The organism is Mycobacterium stomatepiae (assembly GCF_010731715.1).
GTDB classification, from domain to species: domain Bacteria; phylum Actinomycetota; class Actinomycetes; order Mycobacteriales; family Mycobacteriaceae; genus Mycobacterium; species Mycobacterium stomatepiae.
Genome location: NZ_AP022587.1, coordinates 699,612 through 712,435, shown reverse-complemented (window position 1 = coordinate 712,435; position 12,824 = coordinate 699,612). Strand labels below are relative to the sequence as shown.

At 69.1% G+C, this 12,824-nt stretch carries 9 protein-coding genes and 1 pseudogene; 6 read left to right on the top strand and 4 right to left on the bottom strand.

Annotation, left to right across the window (positions count from 1 at the left end; genetic code table 11):
- Positions 1-26: 26 nt before the first annotated feature.
- Positions 27-1,043, top strand: coding sequence for a zinc-binding alcohol dehydrogenase family protein (locus tag G6N54_RS03515; RefSeq protein ID WP_163788595.1), 1,017 nt, complete (start codon positions 27-29; stop codon positions 1,041-1,043).
- Positions 1,044-1,049: 6 nt separating this feature from the next.
- On the opposite strand, the gene G6N54_RS03510 is transcribed toward G6N54_RS03515, so the two are convergent.
- Genes G6N54_RS03510 through G6N54_RS03500 form a run of 3 tightly spaced genes read right to left on the bottom strand, consistent with a single transcriptional unit; the run spans position 1,050 to position 5,128 of the window.
- Positions 1,050-1,817: a CPBP family intramembrane glutamic endopeptidase gene (locus G6N54_RS03510; protein WP_163788594.1), complete on the bottom strand. Its 768-nt coding sequence runs from the start codon at positions 1,815-1,817 to the stop codon at positions 1,050-1,052.
- 37 nt (positions 1,818-1,854) lie between these two features.
- Complete coding sequence (locus G6N54_RS03505) at positions 1,855-4,233, bottom strand: phosphoketolase family protein (protein ID WP_163788593.1); 2,379 nt, start codon at positions 4,231-4,233, stop codon at positions 1,855-1,857.
- Positions 4,234-4,279: 46 nt separating this feature from the next.
- The gene (locus G6N54_RS03500) at positions 4,280-5,128 is read right to left on the bottom strand and encodes an SDR family oxidoreductase (RefSeq protein WP_163788592.1); all 849 of its coding nucleotides are present in this window, start codon (positions 5,126-5,128) and stop codon (positions 4,280-4,282) included.
- 81 nt (positions 5,129-5,209) lie between these two features.
- On the opposite strand from G6N54_RS03500, the gene G6N54_RS30180 reads away from it, so the two are divergent.
- Positions 5,210-5,467: a hypothetical protein gene (locus G6N54_RS30180; protein WP_232073320.1), complete on the top strand. Its 258-nt coding sequence runs from the start codon at positions 5,210-5,212 to the stop codon at positions 5,465-5,467.
- Positions 5,407-5,706, top strand: a complete 300-nt coding sequence (locus G6N54_RS30175) for a GNAT family N-acetyltransferase (protein ID WP_332107604.1) — start codon at positions 5,407-5,409, stop codon at positions 5,704-5,706. Before G6N54_RS30180 ends, G6N54_RS30175 begins: the two co-directional genes overlap by 61 nt.
- Here G6N54_RS30175 and G6N54_RS03490 read toward each other — a convergent pair whose 3' ends face one another.
- A complete protein-coding gene (locus G6N54_RS03490) occupies positions 5,707-6,603 on the bottom strand; it encodes an undecaprenyl-diphosphate phosphatase (RefSeq protein WP_163788591.1) in 897 nt (298 codons plus the stop codon).
- Between the two features lie 113 nt (positions 6,604-6,716).
- On the opposite strand from G6N54_RS03490, the gene G6N54_RS03485 reads away from it, so the two are divergent.
- The 3 genes and pseudogenes from G6N54_RS03485 to G6N54_RS03475 all read left to right on the top strand — a co-directional run bounded on the left by G6N54_RS03485 (position 6,717) and on the right by G6N54_RS03475 (position 12,814).
- Positions 6,717-9,098 (top strand): CoA transferase, encoded by a 2,382-nt coding sequence (locus G6N54_RS03485; protein ID WP_163788590.1) that lies wholly within the window; start codon positions 6,717-6,719, stop codon positions 9,096-9,098.
- 9 nt (positions 9,099-9,107) lie between these two features.
- Positions 9,108-10,592 (top strand): acetyl-CoA acetyltransferase, encoded by a 1,485-nt coding sequence (locus tag G6N54_RS03480; protein ID WP_163788589.1) that lies wholly within the window; start codon positions 9,108-9,110, stop codon positions 10,590-10,592.
- 109 nt (positions 10,593-10,701) lie between these two features.
- Positions 10,702-12,814 (top strand): annotated as a pseudogene (locus G6N54_RS03475) (NAD-dependent epimerase/dehydratase family protein).
- The last annotated feature ends 10 nt before the right edge of the window (positions 12,815-12,824 follow it).

The window sequence follows — 12,824 nt, the reverse complement described above, 5'->3', positions numbered from 1 at the left end:
CCGGCCAGTAGCGGCATGATTGGGCGATGGCGTCGGTGACCATGAACGTGTGGCGGGTGCGTCGGCCCGGTCCGATGGACACCGATCCGCTGCAGCGGGTCACCGCCGAGGTGCCGCGGCCGGAGCCGTCCGAGCTGCTGGTGGCCGTGCGCGCCTGCGGTGTGTGCCGCACCGACCTGCATGTCACCGAGGGCGACCTGCCGGTGCACCGCGAGCACGTCACCCCCGGCCACGAGGTCGTCGGCGAAGTCATCGAGGTCGGCTCAGAGGCCGGCGACGGGTTCAGCGTGGGGGACCGGGTCGGCATCGCCTGGCTACGCCACACCTGCGGAGTGTGCAAGTACTGCCTGCGCGGTGACGAAAACCTCTGCCCCCAATCGCGCTACACCGGCTGGGACGCCGACGGCGGATACGCCGAATTTGCCACCGTCCCAGCGGCTTTCGCACACCATCTGCCGAGCGGCTACAGCGACAGCGAGCTGGCACCGCTGTTGTGCGCCGGCATCATCGGTTACCGCTCGCTGCTGCGGGCGCAGCTACCGCCGGGCGGCCGGCTGGGCATCTACGGCTTCGGCGGCAGTGCGCACATCACCGCGCAGGTCGCTCTGGCGCAGGGCGCCGAATTGCACGTGATGACCCGCGGCGCGCAGGCCCGCGAGCTGGCGCTGCAGCTGGGCGCGGCCTCGGCTCAGGGGGCCGCGGATCAGCCGCCGGTGCCGCTGGACGCCGCGATCCTGTTCGCCCCGGTCGGCGATCTGGTGCTGCCGGCGTGCGAGGCGCTGGACCGCGGCGGCACCCTGGCCATCGCCGGGATTCATCTGTCGGATATCCCGGTGCTGAACTACCAGCGACATCTCTTCCAGGAGCGCCAGATTCGCTCGGTCACGTCGAACACCCGGGCCGACGCGCGGGAGTTTCTCGACTTCGCGGGTCGCCATCGCATCGAGGTGACGACGCCGCAGTATCCACTCGATGGGGCGGATCGGGCGCTGGCCGATCTGGCCGCCGGCCGCATCGCGGGGGCTGCGGTGCTGCTGGTGTAGTGCGGCTCAGGCCGACAGGTGCCAGACCAGCGCAGCGGCCAGCGCGCCCAGTCCGTTCAGCGACCAGTGCAGCGCGATCGGCGCGATCAGGCTGCCGCTGCGCCGGCGAAGCCAGCTGAACACGAAGCCCGCGCTGCCCGTCGCCAGCACCGCCACGATCACCCCGGCGGCCATCCCGAGGAACCCGCCGCCGAACAGCCGGGTGAAGCCGACGTTGCTGCTGGTCAGCCCCAGCGAGGTGGCGACGTGCCACAGACCGAACAGCAGCGAGCCGACGAGCGCGACCCCGCGAAACCCCCAGGCCCGATGCAGCGCGCCGTGCAGCACGCCCCGGAAGGCCAGCTCCTCGGGGATCACCGTTTGCAGCGGAATGATCACCATCGAGGCGATCAGCGCGCCCGATACCGTCGCGTAGTGGTTGTTCAGGAACATCGGCCGCGTCATCGGCAGCAGCACGCCGACCGTGATCACCGACGCCACGACGGCCACTGCGGCGAGCGCATAGCCCAGCCCGGATCGCCAATGCTCACGGCCCAGGCCCAGGTCGACCCAGTCCAGACCGGTGGCGCGCATCAACACCACCAACCCGACGGCGGCCACCGGCACCGTAGCGACGCTCGCCCACGGCGTGGTGAAGTGTGCGATCAGGTTCGTCAGCACCAGTACGGTGACCACCACGGCGATGTCGGAGTACAGCCGCAGCCGGTGCAGCGCCGACAGCTGTGAGACCACCGGGTGGAGGTCGACAGTTTCGAAGGCGGCGTGCTCAGACATTGCCGCCGAGTTTACCTGCGCGCCAGTGCGGCCCAGGTCAGATCGATTCCCACGTCCAGTACGCAATCTGCGGGTCGTCCTCCCCGTGCTCGCGCGTGTAGCGGCGGGCATTGAGCCGCGCGTCGACCATGCGCTGTCGCAGCAGTGCCGCGCGGCCGGCCAGGCCATCCACCCGGTCGATGACGTCGATGACCAAATGGAAGCGGTCCAGATCGTTGAGCATCACCATGTCGAACGGTGTCGTCGTGGTGCCGCGCTCCTTGAAACCGCGGACGTGAAAGTGCGCGTGATTATTGCGGCGGTAGGCGAGCCGATGGATCAGCCACGGATACCCGTGGTAGGCGAAGACGACCGGCTTGTCGCGGGTGAACAACGCGTCGAATTCATTGTCCGGCAACCCATGTGGATGCTCGGAGTCCGGCTGCAGGCGCATCAGGTCGACGACGTTGACCACCCGCACTGCCAGGTCGGGCAGCTCGCGGCGCAGGATATCGGCGGCGGCCAACGTCTCCAGCGTCGGAATGTCGCCGGCGCACGCCAGCACCACGTCGGGCTCACCGGTCGCGGTGCTCGCCCACTCCCAGATCCCCAGCCCGCGGGTGCAGTGTGCGATCGCGTCGTCCATGTCGAGGTAGGCCAGGGCGGGTTGCTTGCCGGCGACGATCACGTTGATGTAGTCGCGGCTGCGCAGGCAATGGTCGGCCACCGACAGCAGCGTGTTGCCGTCCGGCGGCAGGTAGACCCGCACGATCTCGGCGCGCTTGTTGGCGACCAGGTCGATGAACCCGGGGTCCTGGTGCGAGGCGCCGTTGTGGTCCTGGCGCCAGACGTGCGAGCTCAGCAGGTAGTTCAGCGAGGCGATCGGCCGCCGCCAGGGCAGCTCGCGGCTGGTGGCCAACCATTTGGCGTGCTGGTTGAGCATCGAGTCGACGATGTGTACGAACGCCTCGTAGCAGTTGAACAGCCCGTGCCGGCCGGTCAGCAGGTAGCCCTCCAGCCAGCCCTGGCACAGGTGCTCGGAGAGCACCTCCATCACGCGTCCGTCCGGCGCCAGGTGATCGTCGTCGGGTTCGGTCCGCGACAGCCACACCTTGTCGGTGGACTCGAAGACGGCCGACAACCGGTTGGAGGCGGTTTCGTCGGGGCCCATCAGCCGGAAGCGGTCGGGGTTGCGGATGATGACGTCGCGCAGGAAGGTTCCCAGCACCCGGGTGGCTTCGTGGGTGGATCCGCCCGGCTTCTCGACCGGCACGGCGTAGTCGCGGAAGTCCGGCAGATCCAGGTCGCGCAGCAGCAGGCCGCCGTTGGCGTGCGGGTTGGCGCTCATCCGCCGCCGGCCCCTCGGCGCCAGCTCGCGCAGCTCCGGGCGCAGCGCGCCGTGCTCGTCGAACAATTCGTCGGGCCGATAGCCGCGCAGCCACTCTTCCAGTTGTGCTCGGTGCGCGGGGTTCTCGTGGGTCTCGGCCAGCGGTACCTGATGGGAGCGCCAGGTGCCCTCGACGTGTTTGCCGTCGACTTCCTTGGGCCCGGTCCAGCCCTTCGGCGTGCGCAGCACGATCATCGGCCACACCGGGCGATCGGTCTGCTGACCGTGGCGCGCGGCACGCTGGATGCCGGCAATGTCGTCGAACGCGTCGTCGAGGGCGGCGGCCAGCTCGCGGTGCACGGTCGCCGGGTCGTCACCGGCGACCGTGATCGGCCGGTAGCCGTAGCCGCGCAACAGTGATTCGAGTTCGGCTTCCGGGATACGGGCCAGCACGGTCGGGTTGGCGATCTTGTAGCCGTTGAGGTGCAGGATCGGCAGTACCGCGCCGTCGACGGCCGGGTTGAGGAACTTGTTCGAGTGCCAGCCGGCCGCCAGCGGTCCGGTCTCTGCCTCGCCGTCGCCGATCACGCAGGCGACCACCAGGTCGGGGTTGTCGAACGCCGCGCCGTACGCGTGCACCAGGGCGTAGCCGAGTTCGCCGCCTTCGTGGATGGATCCCGGGGTCTGGGCGGCAACGTGGCTCGGGATGCCGCCGGGGAAGGAGAACTGGCGGAATAATTTGCGCAGGCCCTCGGTGTCCTCGCCGATACCGCTGTACACCTCGGTGTAGGTGCCTTCGAGGTAGGCGTTGGCCACCAGGCCCGGACCGCCGTGGCCCGGTCCGGTGACGTAGATGACGCTGGCGTCGCGATTGCGGATGATCCGGTTCAGGTGCGCGCAGATGAGGTTGAGCCCCGGCGTGGTGCCCCAGTGCCCCAGCAGCCGGGGTTTGACATGCCCGGCCGCCAGCGGCTCGGCGAGCAGGGGGTTGTCCAGCAGATAGATCTGCCCGACCGACAGGTAGTTGGCGGCGCGCCAATACTTGTCGATCAGCGTGAGTTCGTCGTCGGAGAGTGCTTCGGGCGCGGTTGTCGGGGTTTGCAGGCTCACTTGCCCGATTCTCCGCGCCCCCGCGCAGCGCCGCTAGGAGCGAAAGTCACTCCTCACCGCGGGCGCGGGACTCGTAGGCTTTGCGTTTGTCGACGTCGATGTCGTCGGTGAAGACGTGCTCACCACCCATGACGCGGTTCAGCCCCTCGGAGACCACCCGCGGCAGAAACTTCTGCGACGCGATCAGCGCGCCGGCCGCCTTGGTGACCCGCACCCGCGGCTTGGGGTGGGCGATGAGCCCGACGATCGCGTCGGCGATGTCGGACGGTTCGGCGTTGCGGAATCCCTTCATTCCCGCGGTGCCCGCGACGAGCTCGGTATTCACGAACGTCGGCAACACCAAAGAGAACTTGACGCCGGCCGGGCGGTACTCCAGCCGCGCGGCGTCGGTGAAGCCGATCACGGCGTGCTTGCTGGCGCCGTAGGTCGCCAGCCCGACGGCGTAGATCTCGCCGGCCAAGGAGGCGACGTTGATCACGTGGCCCTGGCCGCGGGGGACCATGCGCTGCACCGCCAGCTTGCTACCCAGCATCACGCCGTAGACGTTGATGTCCAGAATGCGGCGGGTGACGGCGTCCGGCTCGTCGATGATGCGCCCGACGGGCATGATTCCGGCGTTGTTGACCAGCACGTCGATCGGTCCGAGTTGGCGCTCGACCTCGTCAAGCAACTCCGCGAACGAGTGCGGATCGGTGACGTCGAGTTTGCCGTACACGTCAAGCCCGAGTGCGGCGCCCGACTCCTTGACCCTGACCTCGTCGATGTCGCCGATCGCGACCTTGGCACCCAGGTTGTGCAGCGCGGTCGCGGTGGCCAGCCCGATTCCCCGTGCGCCGCCGGTGATCACGATGACCTTGCCCTGGATTTTGAGGCCGATGGATGCCGTGTCTGCCATCTCCCCAGCACAGCACTCGGCTCCGGGCGACGCAATGACACGGCCGATGTCAGCGGCGTCGATACTGCAACGGTGATCAGCGTGCGACGAGCCGTCCCCGCCGACGCCCGTGACGTCTCCCGGGTGCAGGTCCGGTCGTGGCAGCGGGCCTACCGAGGATTGCTCGCCCAGGAATATCTCGACGGCCTCGAAACGGATGCCTGGGTCGACAGGTACACGTTCGGCCGCATCGGAATTGGGCAGCCGTCCACCCAGGTAGCGGTCGACGGCCCGACGGTGTGCGGCATGGTCACCACCGGCTGTTCCGCGACGACGACCTGTCGAATTTCGGTGAGCTGATGGCGATATACGTCGATCCGCCCTATCAGCGCGCCGGCGTCGGCCGCCTGCTGATGGCCGCGGCCCGGACCCGGCTGCGCAGTGTGGGCGTAACGACGGCTGCGCTGTGGGTGCTGGACGGCAATGCCCAGGCTCGTCGGTTCTACGAACACGATGGCTGGCGACGCGATGGGACACACCGCATCTCGACCTACGGTGGCACCGCCGCGGACGAAGTGCGCTATCGATGCAGGCTGTGACTAGCGCACCATCAACCAGACCAGGCTTCCGGCCCCGAACAGCGCGCAGTAGACGGCGAACGGGATCAGCGTGCGAGTTTCGAAGTATCGGGTCAGGAAACGCACGGCGAGGTAGGCGCAGACGAACGAGGCGATGCTGCCGGCCAGGACCTGGCCGGCGATCCCGTCGCCCATCGGGCCGAACAGATCGGGGATCTTGTACACCCCGGCGGCCAGGATGATCGGCGTGGCCAGCAAAAAGGAAAACCGGGCTGCGTCTTCGTGGGAGAGGCCACGCCACAGGCCCGCCACGATGGTAATGCCGGATCGGCTGATGCCGGGCAGCAGCGCCAGGATCTGCGCGCTGCCGATCAACACGCCACGGCCGAGCGGCAGCTGGGCCAACCGGTGGTCGACGGCCTCCCCACCATGCTGGGCCGGCGGGTCCTCTGCGGCCGAGCGGCGGCGCAGCACCTCGCCCGCGTACAGCGCAGCTCCGTTGAGCAACAGGAAGGCCGCGGCGGGAATCGGTTTGCCCAGCGTGGTGCGAAACAGCTTTTCCAGGAACAGTCCCGCCAGGCCCACCGGGATGGTGGCGGCCACGATCAGCCAGGCCAACCGTTCGTCGGGCGTCTCGATCCGCCGGTGTCGCGCCGACGAGATGAACCCGGCCAGCACGCGCAGCCAGTCCCGCCAGAAGAACACCAGCAGCGCGGCGGCGGTGGCGACGTGCAGGCCGACGATGAACGCCAGGTACGGCGATTGCGGTGCGGAGACGTCCAGGTCGCGCGCCCATTGGCCGCCGAGTAGCGCCGGCACCACAATCGAGTGGCCGAGGCTGGAGACCGGGAATAACTCGGTCACGCCCTGCGCGGCGCCGACCAATAGGGCTTCGAGATAGCTCAAGTGCGCGCTCACGGGCCTCCTGCGTGTCGGACAACAAACTACGGCAGCGTAGCCGGTCGGGGACGTCGATCCGAACCAGGTTGAGCGGCTGTGCATTTGGTCGTGGGGGCCGGTACGGTGGGCGAATGGCTGACAGGTTGCTCGCCGCGGTGCGCGTCCTCGACCTGTCCGGCGGCGTCACCGACACGGTAACCAGACTGCTCGCCGACCTGGGTGCCGACGTCGTCAAAGTCGAGCCCCCGGGCGGCAGCCCGGCGCGCGACGACCGTCCGACGCTGGCCGGCGCCAGTATCCCGTTCGCCGTGCACAACGCCAACAAGCGCAGCGTGGTCCTGGATGCGCGCGATGACGACGACCGCCGCCGCTTCTTCGCACTCGTCGAGGGCGCCGACATCGTCGTCGACGGGGCAGCCGCCGCGTTCGGAACCTCGGGTGCCGAGCTGGCCGACCGCTACCCGCACCTGGTCGTGCTGTCGATCACCGACTTCGGCGCTACCGGCCCGCGCTCGTCGTGGTGCGCGACCGACCCCGTGCTGTTCGCGATGTCCGGCGCGCTGTCGCGGTCTGGACCGACCGTCGGCGCCCCGGTGCTGCCGCCCGACGGCATCGCGACGGCGACGGCCGCCGTGCAGGCGGCTTGGGCCGCACTCGTCGCGTATTACGACAGATTGCGTTGCGGTACAGGCGATTACATCGACTTCTCCCGTTTCGACGCGGTCGTGATGGCGCTGGACCCGGCGTTCGGCGCGCACGGGCAGGCCACCGCCGGACAGCGGGCCAGCTCGTGGCGGGGACGTCCGAAAAACCAGGATCCCTATCCGATCTGCCCGTGCCGCGACGGGCATGTGCGGCTCTGCGTGATGGCGCCGCGGCAGTGGCGCGGCCTGCGCCGCTGGCTGGGGGAGCCGGCGGAATTCCAAGACCCCAGCTACGACACGCTGGGCGCCCGATTCGCCGCATGGCCGCAGATCAGCGTGCTGGTGGACGCGCTGTTCGCCGACAAGACCATGAAGGAACTGGTGGCCGAGGGGCAGTCACACGGCGTCCCCATTTCCGCGGTGCTGACGCCGTCGCGAATCCTGGCCTCCGAGCACTTCCAGGCAGTGGGCGCGATCACCAGTGCCGAGCTCGTCCCCGGGGTGCACACCGACGTCCCGACCGGCTACTTCGTCGTCGACGACGAACGGGCCGGCTTCCGGACCCCGGCGCCGGCCGCCGGTGCCGACGAACCGCGCTGGCTGGCCGACCCCGCGACGGCCGCACCGTCGGGCCGGGCCGGGGAGTATCCGTTCCAGGACCTGAGGATTCTCGATCTCGGCGTGATCGTTGCCGGTGGCGAGTTGAGCCGGCTCTACGGCGACCTGGGCGCCGAGGTCGTCAAGGTCGAAAGCGCCAACTATCCCGACGGGTTGCGGCAATCGCGGGTCGGCGTGGCGATGAGCGAGTCGTTCGCCTGGACGCACCGCAACCACCTGGCCCTGGGCCTCGACCTGCGCAGCGAGCAGGGCAAGCAGATCTTTCGCCGGCTGGTCACCCAGGCCGACGCGGTGTTCGCCAACTTCAAGCCGGGAACCCTTACGTCGCTTGGGTTTTCGTTCGACACCTTGCGCGAGATCAACCCCCGCATCGTGCTGGCGGGCAGCAGCGCCTTCGGAAACCGCGGGCCGTGGAGCAGGCGGATGGGCTACGGCCCGCTGGTCCGCGCCACCACCGGCGTGACCAGTCTCTGGACTTCCGAAGAGGCTTCCGAGGAGGCCCGCGCCGCCGGCGCCCGGCATGCGTTCTACGACGCGACGACGATCTTCCCCGACCACATCGTGGGGCGGGTCACCGCGATCGCCGCGCTGGCCGCCCTGATCCGGCGTGACCGGACCGGCGCCCCGGCCCACGTGCACATCTCGCAGGCCGAGGTCGTCGTCAACCAGCTGGACACCCTGTTCGTCACACAGGCCGCATTGGGGGCCGGCGTCGCCGAAGTCCGCGACGACACCAGCGTGCATGCCGTCTACCCGTGCGCCGGAGACGACGAGTGGTGCGTCATCTCCATCCGCTCGGACAACGAATGGAGATGTCTCACCACGCTTTTCGAGCAGGCCCCGCTGGCTGACGATTCGCGTTTCGCGACCGGGGAGTCGCGCACCGCCCATCGTGCCGAGTTGGTGCAGCTGGTCTCCGCCTGGACCAGCACGCGAACCCCGGCGCAGGCCGCTGAGGCGCTGCAGGCGGCGGGCATTCCGGCCGGCCCGATGAATCGCCCACCGGACCTCCTCGAGGACCCGCAGCTGATCGAGCGGAAGCTGCTCAGCGCCATGGTGCATCCGCTGGTGGAGCGGCCGCTGCCGGCGGAGACCGGGCCCGCGCCGTTCCGCCACATCCCGCCGGCCCCGCAACGGCCCGCGCCGCTGCCAGGTCAGGACACCCGCGAGCTGTGCCGGACGCTGCTGGGCATGAGCACCGAGGAGATCGACCGGCTGATCGCCGAACAGGTGCTGTTCGCGCCCGTATAAATTCGTCGCATGCCCGTCGACCCCACAACACCGGTGCTGATCGGCTATGGCCAGGTCAACCACCGTGACGAGATCGACCCGGAAACACCTTCGGTCGAACCAGTCGACCTGATGGTCGCCGCCGCCGCCGAAGCCGCCGATGCCCACGTCCTCGAGGCCGTGGACTCCATCCGGGTGGTCAACGTCCTGTCGGCGACCTACCGCGACGCCGGGCTGCTGGTCGGGGAACGGATCGGCGCCCAGAAATTCACGACGCTCTACAGCCCGATCGGCGGCAACGTGCCGCAGACGCTGCTCAACCAGGCTTGCCTCGACATCCAGCAGGGCCGCGCCGGCGTGGTCCTGCTCACCGGCGCCGAAACCTGGCGCACCCGGCGAGGACTCAAGGCCCACGGCGCCCGGCTCGAATGGACGGCTCAGGACGAATCCGTGCCGATGGCGCCGGTCAGCGGCGAGGATGTGCCGATGGCCGGTGACGCCGAGATCCGGATCAGCCTGGACCGGCCGGCCTACGTCTACCCGCTGTTCGAACAGGCGCTTCGCATCGCGAACGGCGAATCGATCGAAGACCACCGCAACCGCATCGGCGAGCTGTGGGCGCGCTTCAGCGCCGTCGCCGTCGGCAATCCGCACGCCTGGATCCGCAAACCGTCGACCGCGGCCGAGATCTCGCAGCCCGGTCCGCGGAACCGGATGATCAGCTGGCCCTACACCAAGCTGATGAACTCCAACAACATGGTCGATCAGGGCGCCGCGCTGATCCTGACCTCGGTCGAGCAGGCCAATCGCCTGCGCATCCCCGCCGAACGCCGGATCTACCCGCACGCCGGCACCGACGCCTACGACACGCCGTCGATCGCCGATCGCGACGAGCTGTACCGGTCGGCAGCCATCCGGATCGCCGGTGCGCGGGCCCTGGAGCTCGCCGGCCTCGGCATCGACGATGTCGACTACGTCGACCTGTACTCGTGCTTCCCGTCCGCCGTTCAGGTGGCGGCCGCCGAGTTGGGATTGGGCACTAACGATCCAGCCCGCCCGTTGACGGCCACCGGCGGGCTGACGTTCGCCGGCGGCCCGTGGAGCAATTACGTGATGCACTCGATTGCCACCATGGCGGAGCTCCTGGTGGCCAATCCCGGACGCCGCGCCCTGATCACCGCCAACGGCGGCTACCTGACCAAGCACAGCTTCGGCGTCTACAGCACCGAGCCGCCAGCCAAATTCCGTTGGGAGAACGCGCAATCCGTGGTCGAACAGGAACCGACCCGAGACGGATTGGCGCAGTGGGAAGGCGTCGGCACCGTCGAAGCGTGGACGACACCGTTCGACCGCGACGGGCAGCCCGAAAAGGCCTTCGTTGCCGTGCGCACGCCGGACGGGTCCCGGGCACTTGCGGTCATCGCCGATCCCGGCATGGCGCAAGCCACCGTTCGTGAAGACATCGGTGGCGCCAAGATCGCCGTCGCAGCCGACGGCAGCGCCACCCTGCAGTAACCCGGCTGGAAATAAAACCCCAGGTTAGAGCACTGTAATCCGCGTAACAGTCGCGCAGCGATAGAGGCGCGCATATTGTCGGAGGCGACGTTGGGGGAGGTGAGCCCAGGTGCACATCCTGGTTACCGACGCCACCGGCACCGTCGGGCGGCTGGTTGCCCGGCAGCTGATTGCTGCCGGCCACTCGGTCACCGGTATCTCTGAGTATCCCGACGCTCGCCTGGACCCGACCGTAGAGTTCGTCTGCGCGCCGCTGAGCGACCCCATCCTGCAAGAACTGGCCGACGAAGCCGACGCGGTGATTCATCTGGCGCCGGTCGAAGCCGGTGCACCAGGGAGCGCGGGCATCAACGGTGTGGCGTACGTGACACATGCGGCCGGCCGCGCCGGTGCCCGCTTGCTGTTCGTCTCCCAGGCCGCTGGCGCCCCTGCGGTGTACGAGCCGGCCGAGGAGCTGGTATCCACCGCCCTGGGGCCGAGCCTGATCGTCCGGATCGCGCCGCCGGTGGGCCGCCAGCTCGACTGGATGGTGTGCCGTACCGTGGCCTCGCTGCTGCGCACCAAGGTGTCGGCGCAGCCGATGCGGGTGTTACACCTCGACGACCTGGTGCGCTTCTTGGTGTTTGCGCTCAACACCGACCGCAACGGCGTGGTGGATCTGGCGACCCCGGACACCATCAATGTGGTGACGGCGTGGCGGCTATTGCGTGCCGTCGACCCCCGATCGCGAAGCCGTCGGATCGGCGGTTGGACGGAACTGATTCCCCCGATGGATACCGTTGCTGCGCAAGAGGATTGGATGTTCGAGTTCGGCTGGCCGGCGTTTGACGCGGTCACCGACACCGCGCGTGGACTCGTAGGCCGCCGGCTCGGTGCCGGCGGTGCGACCAGCCACGGGGCGCAGATGGCGCTTCCCGTGGAGGTGCTGCCGCGCCCCGCGCCCTCCGACGAGTTGCTCAGCGCCGCACCCGACGGCATCGAGGGTGAGTTCGACGACCGCATCGATCCACGGTTCCCGGTCTTCGCCACCGACGGCCTCGCCGAGGCGCTGCCCGGGCCGCTGACCCCGATAACCCTGGATGTCCAGTTGAGCGGGCTGCGCACCGCCAGCCGGGTGATGGGTCAGGCGCTGGCGCTGGGCGGCGTGGTGGATGACGAATGGGCCAGCAGGGCCATCGCGGTGTTCGGCCACCGGCCTTACGTCGGGGTGTCGGCCAATGTCGTCGCCGCCCACCAGCTGCTCGGCTGGGACGACAAGGCCCTGGTCCGGCGGGCCCTGGTCGATCAGCCGCAGGTCGGCGACGTGCTGCCGTTCGGGCAGCCCCGGCTGGCGGCCGGAGCGCTCGGGTCGGTCGCCAAGGCGGTCGCCACCACCCGGTCACTGGGCCTGCTGCGTCACCTCAAGGCCGACACGCGGGCCTACAGCACCGCCGCGACCATCGAACATTGGGATGCCACGCAGTTGACCCTGTTGCCCGACGCGGGCCTTGGGGTGCGAGTCCGGCTGCTGCGGGACCGCATTCACCAAGGCTGGATTCTCACGGCGCTGTGGTTGATCGACTCCGGTGTCACGGCGGCGGCGCTGGAGCACACCGCGGCGGGCTCCCGGGTGCCCGGCGTGAGCGCGATCATGGAAAGCGATCGTGTCGCCGAGGAGATGGCCGAGTTGGTCGTGGCGCTGCGCGCCGACCCAACGCTGCGGGCAATGGCTCAGGAGGGCAACCTCGCCAGCATTCGCGCGCTGTCGCCCGACACCGCCGCCCTGCTGGATACCGCGATCGCCAAGATCGGGCACCGCGGGCCCGGTGAAGGCGAGTTGGCCAGCCGGGTCTTCAGTGACGACCCGGCGATGCTGCTGAACGTGGCCGGCGGACCCGCCGAGCCGACCCCGCCCGCGACGCTGGTCCGGCGAATCGCCACCAACGCTCGCGTTTCGCGCGAGCGTTGGTGGCGACACCACGCTACGGTTCACCCATGAGCTTCGAATGACCTTGCGCGAGCTGGGTTCCCGCCTGGTCGCGGCCGACCTCATCGATGTCGTCGACGATGTGCATTACCTGACCTGCGACGAATTAGTCACGATGCCGGCCGATGCCCGGCTGCGGATCAAACGCCGTCGTGCCGAACGCGAGCGCTTGCAGGCGCAGCACCCGCCGGAAGTCATCGACCACGAATGGGTGCCGGTCGACCAACCGTCAGCCCAGCAGATCAGTGAGGGGTGACTGCGGGTCG